This is a genomic window from Citrobacter sp. JGM124 (genome assembly GCF_018257795.1).
In the GTDB taxonomy this organism is placed as follows: domain Bacteria; phylum Pseudomonadota; class Gammaproteobacteria; order Enterobacterales; family Enterobacteriaceae; genus JGM124.
Window position 1 is genome coordinate 1 of sequence record NZ_JAERJD010000016.1, and the last position, 15,960, is coordinate 15,960.

Annotated in this window: 16 protein-coding genes and 1 riboswitch; of the genes, 9 read left to right on the forward strand and 7 right to left on the reverse strand. The window is 47.3% G+C overall.

What is annotated here, in order from left to right:
* Nucleotides 1-385 precede the first annotated feature (385 nt).
* Nucleotides 386-1,975, forward strand: coding sequence for a bifunctional phosphoribosylaminoimidazolecarboxamide formyltransferase/IMP cyclohydrolase (gene purH / locus JK154_RS16820; RefSeq protein WP_211993852.1), 1,590 nt, complete (start codon nucleotides 386-388; stop codon nucleotides 1,973-1,975).
* Nucleotides 1,976-1,992: 17 nt separating this feature from the next.
* On the forward strand, nucleotides 1,993-3,285 hold the full coding sequence (purD, locus tag JK154_RS16825) for a phosphoribosylamine--glycine ligase (RefSeq protein ID WP_211993853.1): 1,293 nt from the start codon (nucleotides 1,993-1,995) through the stop codon (nucleotides 3,283-3,285).
* Between the two features lie 160 nt (nucleotides 3,286-3,445).
* On the opposite strand, the gene JK154_RS16830 is transcribed toward purD, so the two are convergent.
* The 7 genes from JK154_RS16830 to nudC form a co-directional block, all read right to left on the reverse strand.
* Nucleotides 3,446-4,147, reverse strand: a complete 702-nt coding sequence (locus JK154_RS16830) for a DUF1481 domain-containing protein (RefSeq protein ID WP_211993855.1) — start codon at nucleotides 4,145-4,147, stop codon at nucleotides 3,446-3,448.
* Nucleotides 4,148-4,155: 8 nt separating this feature from the next.
* The gene (gene hupA / locus JK154_RS16835) at nucleotides 4,156-4,428 is read right to left on the reverse strand and encodes a nucleoid-associated protein HU-alpha (RefSeq protein ID WP_211993858.1); all 273 of its coding nucleotides are present in this window, start codon (nucleotides 4,426-4,428) and stop codon (nucleotides 4,156-4,158) included.
* Between the two features lie 170 nt (nucleotides 4,429-4,598).
* Nucleotides 4,599-5,204, reverse strand: a complete 606-nt coding sequence (locus tag JK154_RS16840; RefSeq protein WP_211993860.1) for a YjaG family protein — start codon at nucleotides 5,202-5,204, stop codon at nucleotides 4,599-4,601.
* A gap of 168 nt (nucleotides 5,205-5,372) precedes the next feature.
* Entirely contained in the window at nucleotides 5,373-6,683 is a 1,311-nt protein-coding gene (locus JK154_RS16845; protein WP_211993861.1) for a hypothetical protein, read from the reverse strand.
* A complete protein-coding gene (locus tag JK154_RS16850) occupies nucleotides 6,604-7,386 on the reverse strand; it encodes a TauD/TfdA family dioxygenase (RefSeq protein WP_211993863.1) in 783 nt (260 codons plus the stop codon). The genes JK154_RS16845 and JK154_RS16850 overlap by 80 nt, the downstream gene beginning before the upstream one ends.
* A gap of 424 nt (nucleotides 7,387-7,810) precedes the next feature.
* Nucleotides 7,811-8,875, reverse strand: a complete 1,065-nt coding sequence (hemE, locus tag JK154_RS16855) for a uroporphyrinogen decarboxylase (RefSeq protein ID WP_211993865.1) — start codon at nucleotides 8,873-8,875, stop codon at nucleotides 7,811-7,813.
* A 32-nt stretch (nucleotides 8,876-8,907) separates the two neighbouring features.
* Entirely contained in the window at nucleotides 8,908-9,684 is a 777-nt protein-coding gene (gene nudC, locus JK154_RS16860) for an NAD(+) diphosphatase (protein ID WP_211993867.1), read from the reverse strand.
* 96 nt (nucleotides 9,685-9,780) lie between these two features.
* Between nudC and rsd the strand changes: the two genes are divergently transcribed.
* From rsd to thiH, 7 genes are all read left to right on the forward strand, one after another.
* The gene (gene rsd, locus JK154_RS16865; RefSeq protein WP_211993868.1) at nucleotides 9,781-10,251 is read left to right on the forward strand and encodes a sigma D regulator; all 471 of its coding nucleotides are present in this window, start codon (nucleotides 9,781-9,783) and stop codon (nucleotides 10,249-10,251) included.
* Between the two features lie 81 nt (nucleotides 10,252-10,332).
* Nucleotides 10,333-10,443, forward strand: a riboswitch (TPP riboswitch).
* A 91-nt stretch (nucleotides 10,444-10,534) separates the two neighbouring features.
* The gene (gene thiC, locus JK154_RS16870) at nucleotides 10,535-12,421 is read left to right on the forward strand and encodes a phosphomethylpyrimidine synthase ThiC (protein ID WP_211993870.1); all 1,887 of its coding nucleotides are present in this window, start codon (nucleotides 10,535-10,537) and stop codon (nucleotides 12,419-12,421) included.
* A gap of 11 nt (nucleotides 12,422-12,432) precedes the next feature.
* Nucleotides 12,433-13,071 (forward strand): thiamine phosphate synthase, encoded by a 639-nt coding sequence (thiE, locus tag JK154_RS16875; protein ID WP_211993872.1) that lies wholly within the window; start codon nucleotides 12,433-12,435, stop codon nucleotides 13,069-13,071.
* Complete coding sequence (locus tag JK154_RS16880) at nucleotides 13,064-13,822, forward strand: HesA/MoeB/ThiF family protein (RefSeq protein WP_211993874.1); 759 nt, start codon at nucleotides 13,064-13,066, stop codon at nucleotides 13,820-13,822. The genes thiE and JK154_RS16880 overlap by 8 nt, the downstream gene beginning before the upstream one ends.
* Nucleotides 13,806-14,006 carry a sulfur carrier protein ThiS gene (thiS, locus tag JK154_RS16885; protein WP_211993876.1) on the forward strand — a complete coding sequence of 67 codons (201 nt, stop codon included), beginning with the start codon at nucleotides 13,806-13,808 and terminating at the stop codon, nucleotides 14,004-14,006. The genes JK154_RS16880 and thiS overlap by 17 nt, the downstream gene beginning before the upstream one ends.
* Nucleotide 14,007: 1 nt before the next feature.
* Nucleotides 14,008-14,790, forward strand: a complete 783-nt coding sequence (gene thiG / locus JK154_RS16890; RefSeq protein WP_211993878.1) for a thiazole synthase — start codon at nucleotides 14,008-14,010, stop codon at nucleotides 14,788-14,790.
* Nucleotides 14,787-15,944: a 2-iminoacetate synthase ThiH gene (thiH, locus tag JK154_RS16895; protein WP_211993880.1), complete on the forward strand. Its 1,158-nt coding sequence runs from the start codon at nucleotides 14,787-14,789 to the stop codon at nucleotides 15,942-15,944. Before thiG ends, thiH begins: the two co-directional genes overlap by 4 nt.
* Nucleotides 15,945-15,960 lie beyond the last annotated feature (16 nt).

Below are 15,960 nucleotides of genomic sequence, written 5' to 3' on the forward strand. Positions count from 1 at the left end.
TTTAACTCTTATCGTTCACGTTAATTTGTGAAGTGATTCACATGTTCCGTGTCGATGGAGGCGCATTATAGGGAGTTCTCCCGTCACTGCAACCCTTAAATTGCAGAAAAATGACTGTTTGCTGCATTCCACAGCGAAACCCCTGTTTATACCCACTTACACACAAACTTATCCACACACCTGGCGATGCTCGAAAATTCACGAGCGTGACGCAAACGTTTTCGCTACAATATTCGGCATTAAAACGATCCCCCTGTCAGGGGGTGTTAGCTGAGTCCTGGCCTTTTTTATCGCCTCAGCCCCTATACAAGGGCACGAAAGCCAATAAAGACCAGTATTCAGCTAACGCTCTTCTATATGCGAACCAAAGCTAAGGGATAAAACCATGCAACAACGTCGTCCTGTACGCCGTGCTTTGCTCAGTGTGTCTGACAAAACCGGTATCATCGAATTCGCCAAGGCGCTCTCTCAACGCGGAGTCATACTGCTATCAACCGGCGGAACCGCTCGTCTGCTGGCTGATGCAAACCTGCCGGTGACTGAAGTCTCTGACTATACCGGTTTTCCGGAGATGATGGATGGACGCGTCAAAACACTTCACCCGAAAGTTCATGGGGGCATCCTTGGTCGTCGTGGTCAGGATGATGCCATTATGGCTGAACATGATATTTCGCCTATCGATATGGTGGTGGTTAACCTCTATCCTTTTGCCAGGACAGTGGCTCAGGAAGGATGTTCACTTGAGGATGCCGTTGAAAATATTGATATCGGTGGCCCAACCATGGTGCGTTCAGCGGCTAAGAATCATAAAGACGTGGCAATAGTCGTAAAAAGCAGTGACTACCAGGCTATCATTGCAGAGCTGGATGCTAATGAAGGCTCACTGGCTCTGGAAACGCGCTTCGACCTCGCCATTAAGGCTTTCGAGCATACGGCCGCTTATGACAGCATGATAGCGAACTACTTTGGTCGTCTGGTACCTGCCTATCATGGTGAAAGTAAAGAACCTGCTGGTCGCTTCCCACGTACTCTGAACCTTAACTTCATTAAGAAACAGGATATGCGCTACGGTGAGAATAGCCACCAGCAGGCCGCTTTCTATATAGAAGAAGAAATTAAAGAAGCATCCGTCGCCACAGCCGTTCAAGTTCAGGGCAAAGCACTTTCCTATAATAATATTGCCGATACTGATGCAGCCTTAGAATGCGTCAAAACGTTTCAGGAACCGGCCTGTGTTATCGTTAAGCACGCCAACCCTTGCGGTGTTGCCGTCAGTCACTCTCTGCTTGATGCCTATGACCGTGCCTATAAAACGGATCCCACCTCAGCCTTTGGCGGCATTATTGCCTTCAACCGTGAGCTGGATGCTGAAACCGCACAAGCGATTGTTTCCCGCCAATTTGTTGAAGTCATCATTGCGCCTTCCGCCAGCGAAGAAGCCCTGAATATCACCCGCAGCAAACAGAATATTCGCGTCTTAGTTTGCGGCCAATGGGAAGCCCCGGTTGCCGGGCTGGACTTCAAGCGCGTTAATGGTGGACTGCTAGTTCAGGATCGGGATTTAGGCATGGTAGGTCCTGCTGATTTACGTGTGGTTAGTCAGCGCCAGCCCACTGAACAAGAACTGCGTGATGCCCTATTCTGCTGGAAAGTCGCAAAATTTGTTAAATCAAATGCCATTGTTTATGCCCGGGATAATACAACCGTCGGTATCGGTGCCGGTCAAATGAGCCGTGTTTACTCCGCGAAAATAGCGGGTATCAAAGCCGCTGATGAAGGGCTGGAAGTGAAAGGTTCGGCCATGGCATCTGATGCCTTCTTCCCCTTCCGTGACGGTATTGATGCTGCAGCAGCTGTAGGTGTGAGCTGTGTTATCCAGCCAGGTGGTTCTATTCGTGACGATGAGGTTATCGCCGCCGCAAATGAGCATGGCATCGCGATGATCTTCACAGATATGCGCCATTTCCGCCATTAATTCTGGAGTAAGCATTCATGAAAGTTTTAATTATTGGTAATGGTGGCCGTGAACACGCACTGGCCTGGAAAGCTGCGCAGTCCCCTCTGGTTAATCAGGTTTTTGTCGCCCCAGGCAATGCGGGAACCGCACTGGAACCGGCGTTGAAAAACGTTCCTGTTGATGTTCTGGATATTCCAGCATTACTGAACTTTGCTCAGAGTGAAAATATTGATCTGACTATTGTGGGCCCAGAAGCCCCATTGGTCGTCGGTATTGTTGATACTTTCCGTGCCGCTGGCCTGAAAATTTTTGGCCCGACTCAAGGGGCTGCGCAGCTAGAAGGTTCCAAGGCATTTACCAAAGACTTCCTGGCACGCCACAAAATCCCTACAGCTGAATACCAGAATTTCACAGAAGTGGAGCCTGCCCTGGCTTATCTGCGTGAAAAAGGCGCCCCGATTGTGATTAAGGCGGACGGCCTTGCTGCCGGCAAAGGTGTTATTGTCGCAATGACCTTACCTGAAGCCGAAGAAGCGGTAAGAGATATGCTGGCAGGCAATGCTTTTGGTGATGCTGGCCACCGTATTGTTATTGAAGAGTTCCTTGATGGGGAAGAAGCCAGCTTCATTGTTATGGTGGATGACGAACACGTCTTGCCTATGGCGACAAGCCAGGATCATAAACGTGTAGGGGATGGTGATACAGGTCCAAACACCGGTGGGATGGGTGCTTATTCTCCAGCGCCTGTGGTCACCGACGACGTTTATCAGCGTACTATGGAACGTATCATCTGGCCGACTGTGCGAGGTATGGCAGCAGAAGGGAATGTTTATACCGGCTTTTTGTATGCAGGTTTGATGATCGACAAACAAGGTAATCCCAAGGTTATTGAGTTTAACTGTCGTTTCGGTGATCCGGAAACTCAACCTATCATGATGCGCCTGCAGTCCGATCTCGTTGATCTCTGCCTGGCGGCTTGTGACGGCGTGCTCGATACCAAAACCTCAAGCTGGGATCCTCGTCCGGCTTTGGGGATCGTTATTGCCGCCGGGGGTTATCCAGCGGATTACCGGACTGGTGATGTCATTCAGGGTTTACCTGAGTCTGAGATTGCTGATGCCAAAGTATTCCATGCAGGTACCCGTCTGAATGATCAGCATCAAGTCGTCACTCATGGTGGACGTGTTTTATGCTCAACCGCCCTGGGTGAAACCGTTGCTAAAGCTCAACAACGTGCTTTAGCGTTGATGAAAGATATTCGCTGGGATGGCAGTTTCCACCGTAAGGATATTGGTTATCGCGCTATAGAACGTGAAAATAACCAGTAATTAGCCTTCAGATGGCAGCGCATGCCATCTGCTTCCCATAAGCGTCTGCAATCGGGCGTTTATGGGTACTTCAGCCTCTCAGCATTCCCGCTATTAATCATATTACGGAATGAAACCTGGATCGTTGTGTGGTGAAAGGTGTACAACGTGAGGCAGAAGACTAGAAATCGTCAGGTTTAGGCTGCCAGGTACAGAAGTCTTGATTAGCCACCAGCAGTAACTGTGTACCTTCCGGTGCTTCAAGCCAGGCAATACTCACTTCCGCGGTTGAATTACTCTGACGACGTTCAATAAAGCGTAGCGCTTCGTTATCCAGCTTTGGTGTTGTCAGCGTACCTTCACAGGTTGTGACAGTATTATCCCTATGCCAGCGCCCTTGATGCAGTACCACGTGACCGATACGTAAAGCTTCGCTGACTTCTCTCATTTGTCTGGCACGATATAAGTACAAGGCTATCTGATCTTCAGAGAGTTGCTGTTTCTGCCCGTTAACTTCACGCTGCATAAAACTCAGCTCGCCGTTATCAGCAAACCGTATTCTTACCTGCTCAGGATCTTTACCAGCAATACTCAGTTGCAGAAAGGTCAACTGGTCATTGTTCCAGCGATATTCACCGACAGTCGTTGCCCCTCCCCGCCATGGGCTGAAAGCTGCAAGAATATGAGTATTATCTCCACTACTCTCTTTACGCCAGATCCGTACAGCGCCCTCATCGGCAATATAACCCGTCGCTGCAAAGGGTGAGAGTGGTTTCTGACTACTACAAGCAGTCAGTAACGCAATACTTGCCAGAATGGCAAGGCGTCGCCAGTTAAACAAAAGGGGCGTAAACGCCCCTCTGCCAAAACAATTTACTGCCACGCGTTAACTTACTTAACTGCGTCTTTCAGAGCTTTGCCAGAAACAAACGCCGGCACATTGGCTGCAGCGATTTTGATTTCATTGCCAGTCTGTGGGTTGCGGCCTGTACGCTCAGCACGGTGGTTCACTTTGAAGGTACCGAAACCAACCAGTTGCACTGCATCACCTGCTTTCAGAGACTCAGTAATTGCAGCCAGGGTGGATTCCAGAGCAGCTTTAGCCTGTGTTTTTGACAGGTCAGCCTTGTCAGCAATTACATCAATCAGTTGAGTCTTGTTCATAAGTTATCCTTACAATGTGTTTATCGCTTGCTAAGCATCGAGTGCGACGGAAATGCCAAAAAGCACTCTCCTGCATACACGCACCGATAGCCACTTTTTTTCGCCCCACAAATGTAGACCAGACGGGGGGTTAATTGGAAGCCTTATGAGGGATCAAATCAGGCCAGATATCACGTTTTACTGTCTTGTTGGTCAAATTTTATACCAATGTTACTGATCCCCGACTCCCGAAGGTCTGCTCGCAGCCCTTTTATCAACTCAAGATCCCGTTCTTCACTGGCAGCGAGCAGTCGAAAAATCTCCCACTGAATGTCCCACTCTTCTTCAACAGCAGGGTTTTCTCGGAGTTCTTCGTCAGTCATTTCACGACCCGCTTGAGTCATCTCTAACATAGCAACCGTGGTAATAGACGACAGGCTCACCTTAATAGCATGTTCCAGGGTTTCACCTGAAAGCCGGGAATGGATGAGTTCACTCAACGCGACACAGGCATCAATCGCTGGGTAAACGCCGTAAAGATCGTAATCGTCAGCAACCGGAATTGCCTCTTCCAGTTTTTCGAGCTGCGTATCAAAATTGACCTTCGCATCTTTAACGGTAAGAGTTTCCCAAATAAGGTCAAGAAGGCGACGATAACGCTGTGCTTCACCAAATTCAGTTTGCTGACAAAAAACAGCATAATTTGGGTACATACGTTCACACAGACAAGCCATAAAAGTCACATGCTGCCAGCTTTCAAGCTTCTCCAGACGTAAATGAATAGGGTTCTGTAACATCGAAAGGTCTCAAAGACGAATAATGACCGAAAGTTTACCTGAATCGTTAGTCAATTGCTTGTCACCACGCAAAAACTGAACAAGACAAACGAGAGGGCAGGCAAGAGTCCCCCCCTGAAAGAAGAACCTTCATAACAGGAGGACGACCCTGCTGTTTACATGACTTCATTATGAAGCAGGGTGGTGAATCAACGGCATAAAAATCGTGGCGCCATGGGCAACACTCACATTTTGATGCGGAGAACCTCTAACAATCATCATCCCATGATAAGTATTATTAAAGGAGGCTAATGCTCCAACATGATGCACTGGCCGTATCATGAATTTGCCATCATGAGAAAATGGCATCAGCTGTTTTTTTTGGTGAATATATTGTTGCATTATATAGTTATCGAGATTCTGGCAACACATCAGTTTTATCTGCTGAGGTGACATTTCATCACAAATATACATTCCATCACCTTTCCCTGAATCTGATTTCTTTAACACCCAGGATTTAGGTTCTTTTAAAAAAATGTCTTCCCCTGCACCTTTAAATAAAAAGGTCAGAGGGATATATTCCATTAACTTATCGGCATCATCCCCTGATAAGTATTTCATTAAAAAATCACGATTACTCAGTAACGTAAACATTCTTTTATCGTGCACAATCATGATCGTTCTAAAGTCATTAATGGTATTGGCCATAAATAAACATTTGAGCTCCTGATAATTTAATTCCACTAGCTCTGTCTGGTGAAGCTCCAGAATAAATTGTGTATATTTTTCACCCGATACGACTAACGAACCATCAATAAACCTGAGCTGCTGTGGTGTCGCCATGGTAACCCTGCCACCACACATTTCCGCTTTCAATTCTTGCTGTAGGAAAAATATATCACGCCCGGACTCCTTACCTTTAAGAATGCAAATATTCTCTGACAGGTCAAATGCCTTACAGTATTCATTGAGCATTCCTGAACCGGCGGAGGTTAAATCAAAAAACTTTGAATAATAATCGCTCAGATATTCTGAGATAATAATACCATTGGATATAAACCGCCCATTAATTTCACAGAGTTTAACACTCCCATGTTGTTCAATAAGAAAATCAGGTCTCAAGGCACCAATGTTATACGGTTTATGCTTTTCCAGATAAGACAATATTCGAAAAATTTTATCATCATTGAATGAAATCGTACGGTTGATATCAACATCATAAAAGTAATTTTCCACAACCTTATGAATGACTCTTACTAAAATATTGTAAAAATCATTCAATTCTTTTGCTTTCGAGGGTGTGACTAACAGCGGCACCGTTGAAAACAGCTCGGGATATATTGATATTATATTCCTATGGTCGGCATAAATATCAGACAGCAGTTGAATATTTTGCAACTTATCATGCGGTGTAAATATCTCACCCTCGGGCGTGTGCAGTAAGAAAAAAGCGAACACGGATAATATGTCTGTCTGTATCAATGATTTTTGTTCGTGCATGCAAAAAACGTTTATTATTTAATAATAAAATATTATTTTTAGTTATTGATAATTTTTTGTTTATTTGTGGTGAATAGGTGAGTTGTTCTAACTCATTAATAGCGTTAATCTGGCTGGGGGGCGCATATTTTAAATCGATAATATCATGCCGGTAACGAATATTATATTCATCATCAATAATTGGCGCATCAATAAATTCTTTATCTTTCCTGAATTCTTCTGGCACAATAAAACGGTAAGTTTTACGCTGTAGAATGCTTAATGATTCAGAAGAAAGATAGGGTATAAGATCCTGAACCTTAATGAATAGATTACTTCCTCCCCCCTCTGAATCATGCTGCACAACTTGTAATCCAATAAAATCGGGTATTTCTTCCTCATAGGAGCAATCCGTATGCAGGGCGAACTCATCCAGGGAGTGTGATCTCGCCAGTGTTTCCTGCCCGTGCTCACCTCCTGAACGAATATGCCAGAGGGCCCCTTGCTGATGGCTATGTGCATGTGCTTTCCCTATAAGGTTTACGACTTCAGACAAGTACCTTCCTTGTTTATCGCCATCCGGAATAGTGAGTATCCCTATACCATGCTTTATCAAAGCATCAGAGATACCTTTTTTTATTCCTGAAGTGAGTAAATCTGATTCTGATAATGTAAAAAAACAGGATTCTGGTATATTTAAATTATGACACTGCTGGTAAGTCATGTTTAGATCCATCATTACACCCTTTATCTATTCCTTTATTTTTCTATTTATGACAAAACATGAAGGCTCAATAGCTTCATCCTGGATGATGACATCCTCACGAAACGGTAAGAATAACTGTATTTTTATAATAATATGAGGCAGGACGTCGAATGGCAGTATAGGAAGTCATTTAAAATTTATCAATAAATAGATGCCCAGGATTATAGCCTGTAGTGAATTTTGTATATTACAGATATAAACAATATCTTTGCTTCATATACCAAGCAAATAACAAAGTACGGGTTAAAATATTTTAAATAAAAATCAAATTTAATGAGAGTATATAATTGTATAGCGTAGATTTATCAGAACGTTATCACGATGAAGTAAAAAACTGCCATGAATACAGAATATAAATATATTCATGACAGTAATTATAGTATTAGCGATGATATTCTAATGACAAACGGTGTACTGCCTCAACAAAGACACCGGCATTTTCAGGTGGTACATCCTGATGGATACCATGCCCCAGGTTAAAAACATGCCCGTTACCCTGGCCAAAACCAGACAGAATAGTCGACACTTCTTCTTCAATACGTGCGGCGGGAGCATAAAGAATGGAAGGATCCATATTTCCCTGTAATGCCACTTTATGGCCGACACGGCGGCGCGCTTCCTGAATGTCGATAGTCCAGTCCAGCCCCAGTGCATCACATCCTGTTTCAGCCATCGCTTCCAGCCACTGTCCTCCACCTTTCGTGAACAGGGTGACAGGCACATGACGGCCTTCATTTTCCCGCTGCAGGCCATCAACAATCTTGTGCATATAATGCAGAGAGAACTGCTGATAATCACGCCCGGTCAGTACGCCACCCCACGTATCAAAGATCATCACTGACTGGGCCCCCGCACGAATTTGTGCATTCAGATAGAGAATGACGCTATCGGCCAGCTTATTCAGTAACAGATGTAAGGCCTTCGGTTCGGCATACATCATTTTCTTAATTTGGGTAAAGGCTTTGCTGCTGCCACCTTCCACCATGTAGGTTGCTAATGTCCATGGGCTACCGGAAAAACCGATTAATGGAACTTCACCTTTCAATGCACTGCGAATAGTCCGCACCGCATTCATTACATACCCCAGTTCATCTTCTGGATCAGGAACCGGTAATTTTTCTACATCCGCAATGCAGGTTATCGGCCGGCTAAAGCGTGGCCCTTCTCCTGCCTCAAAATGCAACCCAAGTCCCATTGCATCAGGAATGGTAAGAATGTCAGAAAACAGAATCGCCGCATCCAATGCGTAGCGCCGTAATGGCTGTAGAGTGACTTCACAGGCGAGTTCAGCATTTTTACACAGTGACATAAAATCACCTGCCTGTGCCCGGGTTGCCTTATATTCTGGCAAATAACGACCCGCCTGACGCATCATCCATACAGGAGTCATATCTACGGGTAAGCGCTGTAATGCACGCAAGTAACGATCATTTTTCAGTTCAGTCATAATGGCATTTCCTTTGGCTGTTATCCGTTAGTTTAACACTCATACTCAGCACGACACAGCGCAACGGTATCCTCTATCAGGCGACGAGCAACGGTACCCGGTGGAGGCAATAACGGCAACTGGTCATAACGGTACCAGTCCGCTGAAATCAACTCTTTCGGATCAATCACGATATCGCCACTGTCGTATTCAGCCATAAAAGCTGTCATCAATGACTGTGGAAAGGGCCATGGCTGGGAAGTGACATACCGTAAATTCTTAATACGAATACGGCTTTCTTCCATCACTTCACGGGCTACCGCTTGTTCCAGCGTCTCTCCAACTTCAACAAAACCTGCCAGCACAGTAAAAATACCGTTACGATGACGGTTGTGTTGTGCCAATAAAATATGATCATTCCGTCGAATGGCAACAATGATACAAGGTGATATTTGTGGGTAATAGCGTTCACGGCAATGCCCACAAAGCATCGCCCACTCACTTTTGCTGGGATGCATGGCGTGCCCGCAGTAGCCACAAAACTTATGCGAATGATAGAACTCCGCTAGCTGTACACCACGCCCTGCCAGCTGGAATAATTCGGGATCACTATCAATAAGTTGTCTTAGCGAACCCATATCCTGGCGACGATTCTGGCACACCAGCCAAACGGGCTCCCCTTGCCATTCACCAATTTGCCGTCCGCCGAGACCTTCGAGCTGAAAATCTCCGGCAATACCATGGGGGAGTTCACCTTTTGGCAACCATAATTTCTGTTCATGACCGATGATCCACCAGCCATGATCTGAGTTTGTAATAATACGTTCCATGAACTGATGCGCTTCTCCGGTTTCACTGATATAAACAAATTGTTCAATATGTTTTTGATAAGCTAGCGAGATACCTTTTAACTCACGGAGTCAATCATGCTTAACCAGTTAGAAAATCTGACTGAGCGCGTTGGTGGTAATAATGAGTTAGTCGACCTTTGGCTACATGCTCGTAAGCACCTGTTAGTGGCCTATTACAATATGGTTGGGATCAAGCCTAACAAGGAGTCATATGCCGCGCTCGATGAAAAAGCCCTGGATACATTTTGTCAGCGTTTAGTTGACTATCTATCATCCGGCCACTTCAGTATTTATAATCGTATTATGGATAAACTAGAAGGTGAATACTCATCTTTAGGCATCACTCAGGTCTACTCCAAACTGGAAAAAAACACCAAAATTATAATGGATCTCTATGATTCTCACTTGGAAAATACCATTGATGCAGATGACTGGATAGCATTTCAACAGGTATTATCAAAAGTCGGTGAGCATCTGGAATCTCGCTTTTCACTGGAAGACAAACTCATTGCGCTGGGCCTGGATAATAACATTCTGCCTGTATGAATCCCCCCAGGATAGCCCATCTCGGTCTTGAGTTGTTTGTTATTAACGAGTAAGTTAGCCAGACCCCGTCGCAAGACGGGATCATTCTTGTCGGAGTGCCGAGTGTGTAATGCACCGGCTGAGACCGTTAATTCGGGATCCGCGGAACCTGATCAGGTTAATACCTGCGAAGGGAACAAGAGTAACTATGTGGTCGCCGCCCTGCTTCAGTTCCGGGCAGCCTGTCCTCATTACTCCTCCGTTGTCCTGACAAGCCATATCCCAATGAATACTGGAATGTGCTATGTCTGTTACAGAAAAAAAAAGCCGTCGACGTGAGCAACGCGCCGCTGCACAACGTGTTATCCATACGCTTGAAGGCACTGCTTTCCCCAACTCCCGACGTGTTTACCTCACCGGTTCTCGGCCTGACTTGCGTGTTCCTGTGCGCGAAATTCAGCTTGGCCCGACATTAACAGGTGGGAGTAAAAATAATCCGTCATATCAACCTAATGATGCCATTCCTGTCTACGATACTTCCGGCCCTTACGGCGACCCGAGTATCCCCCTCAATGTACTACGTGGCCTGCAACCCCTGCGCCAGTCCTGGATTAACGAACGAGCAGATAGTGAGACACTAAGCCAGCGTAGTTCGATATATACCCAAACCCGCCTGGCTGATGATGGGCCAGAAGATTTACGTTTTGAATCCCTTTCCGTGCCCCGTCGCGCTAAAGCGGGTATGTGTGTGACGCAACTCCACTATGCGCGCAAAGGCATCATCACACCTGAAATGGAATTTATTGCCCTGCGTGAAAATATGGGGCGTGAACGTATCCGGGATGAGGTGTTACTGCATCAGCACCCTGGACAGAACTTTGGAGCCAGTCTCCCACAAAATATCACACCAGAATTTGTCCGTGCCGAAGTCGCAGCCGGTCGTGCCATTATTCCTGCAAATATTAATCACCCTGAAACAGAACCGATGATCATCGGGCGTAATTTCCTGGTGAAGGTGAACGCTAATATCGGGAATTCCTCTGTGACCTCTTCAATTGAAGAAGAAGTCGAAAAACTGGTGTGGTCGACGCGTTGGGGGGCAGATACAGTAATGGATCTATCCACTGGCCGCTATATTCATGAAACACGTGAATGGATTTTGCGTAACAGCCCTGTCCCCATAGGAACGGTTCCTGTCTATCAGGCCCTGGAAAAAACCAATGGTATTGCGGAGGATCTTAACTGGGAAATTTTCCGCGACACATTGCTTGAACAAGCGGAACAGGGTGTGGACTATTTCACCATCCATGCAGGGGTATTGTTACGTTATGTACCAATGACAGCCAAACGCCTTACCGGCATTGTTTCCCGTGGTGGTTCCATTATGGCGAAATGGTGTTTATCGCATCACCAGGAGAACTTCCTTTACCAGCATTTCCATGAAATTTGCCAAATTTGTGCCGCTTATGACGTTTCTCTTTCATTAGGGGATGGCCTGCGTCCTGGCTCAATTCAGGATGCTAACGATGAAGCCCAGTTTGCTGAACTACAAACCTTAGGTGAGCTGACTAAAATCGCCTGGCAGTACGATGTACAAGTAATGATAGAAGGGCCGGGTCATGTGCCAATGCATATGATCCGCCGTAATATGACCGAAGAACTGGAACATTGCCACGAAGCACCTTTCTATACACTGGGCCCCTTAACGACTGATATCGCACCGGGCTATGATCACTTTACCTCGGGTATTGGCGCCGCCATGATTGGCTGGTTTGGTTGTGCCATGCTGTGCTACGTCACCCCAAAAGAACACCTTGGGCTCCCTAATAAAGAAGATGTCAAACAAGGGCTTATCACCTATAAAATTGCCGCGCATGCGGCTGACCTGGCAAAAGGTCATCCCGGAGCACAGATTCGTGATAATGCCCTGTCAAAAGCCCGTTTTGAATTTCGCTGGGAAGATCAATTTAACCTCGCGCTCGATCCCTTCACTGCGCGTGCCATGCACGATGAGACCCTGCCACAAGAATCAGGAAAAATCGCTCACTTCTGCTCAATGTGTGGCCCGAAATTCTGCTCGATGAAAATAAGCCAGGAAGTAAGAGACTATGCCGCGCAGCAGGTGATTGAAGTCGGTATGCAAGAAAAGTCAGAGAGTTTCCGTAAGCATGGCAGCGATATTTATTTATAAGAGGAATGAAGATGACAGCAGCATTATATTTTCCTCCCACCGTACAGCGACTTGGACTTTATCCTGTCGTTGATACGGTAGAATGGATTGAACGCTTGTTAGATGCCGGTGTGCGTACTATCCAGCTACGAATTAAAGATAAGTCAGACCTTGATGTGGAATCGCAGGTCGTGGCAGCCATCACTTTAGGTCAACGCTATAACGCTCGTTTGTTTATTAACGACTACTGGCGTCTGGCCATTAAACATCGAGCTTATGGCGTCCATCTGGGCCAGGACGACTTAGATATTGCGGACCTGTCAGCCATCAGTGCAGCGGGTTTACGTTTGGGGATATCTACCCATGACAATATGGAAATGGATCGCGCACTCAGTGTCAAACCGTCCTATATTGCCCTCGGCCACGTCTTTCCCACTCAAACCAAGCAGATGCCCTCTTCTCCGCAGGGGCTGACCAAACTTGCCCAACATATTCAGACACTCGGTGACTACCCCAGTGTCGCCATTGGGGGGATTACTCTGGAGCGAGCCAGTGCAGTACTGGCTACCGGAGTGGGGGGGATAGCCGTGGTCAGCGCGATTACCCAGGCGGCAGACTGGCGTGCAGCCACACAGCAGTTATTAGAGCTGGCAGGCACAGGGGATGAATGACGCCGATTTTATGCGCTATAGCCGTCAACTCCTCCTGGAAGATATCTCCCTTGATGGCCAGCAAAAGTTACTCAACGCCAGCGTGCTAATTATTGGCCTGGGGGGATTAGGGTCCCCTGCAGCCCTTTATCTCGCTGGCGCGGGCGTGGGAACATTACTGATTGCTGATGATGACCAAGTACATATAAGTAATTTACAGCGTCAGATTCTGTTTACTGTCGAGGATGTTGATCAGCCAAAAACAACCGCTGCCAGACACCAGCTTCAACGTATTAATCCTGATATCAAGGTTATCCCTTTGCATCAGCGCCTGGCTGGAGCAGCACTGCTCGACGCAGTCACTCAGGCTGATGTGGTACTCGACTGTAGCGATAATATGGCGACACGGCAGGCCGTGAATGCCGCCTGTGTAGCGGCCAGTACCCCCTTGATTACCGCCAGTGCCGTGGGTTTCACGGGTCAGCTGATGGTACTAACCCCACCATGGCAACAAGGCTGTTACCGCTGTCTCTGGCAGGATGAACACGAACCGGAGCATAACTGCAGAACAGCGGGAATTCTCGGCCCGGTGGTCGGTGTCATGGGGACGTTGCAAGCACTGGAAACCATTAAATTATTGACTGGCCTGTCGCCCGCCTCAGGGGCGTTACACCTCTTTGATGCCAGACGGCTGGACTGGCGGGCATTGAGGATGCAGAAATCCCCCCATTGTCCCATCTGTGGAGAAACTGAACATGCAGATTCTGTTTAATGATGAACCATTGCAGTGCCCTGAATTCCAGACAATAAGCACGCTACTAGCAAGCTTGAATCAACTCACCGCCGGCAGCGCGCTGGCCATCAACCAGAACATCATACCACGTGATCAATGGGATCATTTTTTCATCCAGGAAGGCGACGCGATCCTACTTTTTCAGGCTATTGCCGGAGGCTGACATGCTAAAGATTGCTGATAAAAATTTTACGTCTCGTTTATTTACCGGCACCGGTAAATTTGCTTCCAGCCAAGTGATGACTGCGGCGATCCGCGCTTCCGGTTCCCAGCTGGTCACTATGGCAATGAAACGTGTCGACTTACGCCAGCATAGTGATGACATTTTACGCCCGTTGCAGGAGGCAGGTATCCAGCTACTGCCCAATACATCCGGGGCAAAAACGGCGGAAGAAGCCATTTTTGCGGCCCATCTGGCCCGTGAGGCACTTGGAACACCTTGGTTAAAACTGGAGATCCATCCCGATGCCCGATATTTACTTCCCGACCCAATAGAGACACTGAAAGCCGCTGAAGTCCTGGTCCGTCAGGGATTTGTTGTACTGCCCTACTGTGGGGCTGACCCAGTGCTCTGTAAGCGGCTCGAAGAGGTTGGTTGCGCTGCCGTCATGCCGTTAGGTGCCCCTATTGGTTCAAATCAAGGGCTGCAAACCCGTGCATTCCTGGAAATCATCATTGCACAGTCCCAGGTACCGGTGGTGGTTGATGCCGGAATTGGTGCCCCAAGTCATGCGGCTGAAGCTCTGGAGATGGGTGCTGATGCGGTCCTGGTCAATACGGCCATTGCCGTTGCGCGCAACCCGGTACAAATGGCTCATGCCTTTCGCCTGGCGGTGGAAGCTGGCTCACTGGCGGCTGAATCAGGCCTCGGGGCACGCCACCAGCAAGCCCAGGCATCCAGTCCATTAACCCACTTTCTGAGCCTTAACCCGGAGGCTACCTTATGAACAACGGCTTTACTGATAGCTGGCAACAGCTTGACTGGGACGATATAACTCTGCGAATTAACAGTAAAACAGCGGCTGATGTTGAAAAAGCAATAAATACGGCTTCCCCGACGCGGGAGGATATGATGGCATTGCTCTCCCCTGCGGCGGGCAACTACCTGGAGCCTCTGGCCCGGCGAGCCCAGCAACTGACCCGCCAGCGTTTTGGTAACACAGTCAGTTTTTATATTCCTCTTTATCTTTCAAACCTGTGTGCAAATGACTGTAGCTATTGTGGTTTCTCCATGAGTAACAAACTCAAGAGAAAAACCCTCAATGCCCAAGAAATAGCCAAAGAGTGTGCGGCCATTCGCGAAATGGGATTTGAGCATCTACTGCTCGTCACAGGTGAACATCAGACCAAAGTAGGAATGAACTATTTTCGCGAGCATTTGCCCACTATTCGTGAGCAGTTCAGTTCATTGCATATGGAGGTGCAGCCACTGGCTGAACACGAATATGCTGAACTCCGGCAGCTGGGGCTGGATGGTGTCATGGTGTATCAGGAGACTTATCACCAGGCGGTCTATGCCCGGCATCATCTGCGTGGTAAAAAGCAAGACTTTACCTGGCGTCTGGAAACACCCGAGCGCCTCGGTCGAGCCGGTATTGATAAGATTGGGCTGGGAGTACTGACTGGCCTCTCTGATAGCTGGCGTACTGACTGCTATATGATGGCAGAACATTTACTCTGGCTACAGAAAACTTACTGGAAAAGCCGCTACTCCATTTCATTTCCCCGATTACGGCCTTGTGCCGGAGGGATTGAGCCAGCTTCAATAATGAGTGACCCGCAATTGGTACAGGTAATTTGTGCGTTCCGATTACTGGCACCTGATGTCGAATTATCACTCTCCACCCGCGAGTCACCATGGTTTCGTGACCATGTGGTGCCACTGGCAATCAATAATGTGAGCGCGTTCTCTAAAACGCAACCAGGGGGCTACGCTGAAAACCGCCCAGAACTGGAGCAGTTTGCCACTCATGATAGTCGTACACCGCTGGCCGTGGCGAATGCCTTGCGTGACGCAGGGCTACAACCCGTGTGGAAAGACTGGGATACTTTTTTCGGAAGGGAGAATCTTTCAGTATCCTCGGTTGAAACAAGATTATAAGAGCACGCTTTAGTAA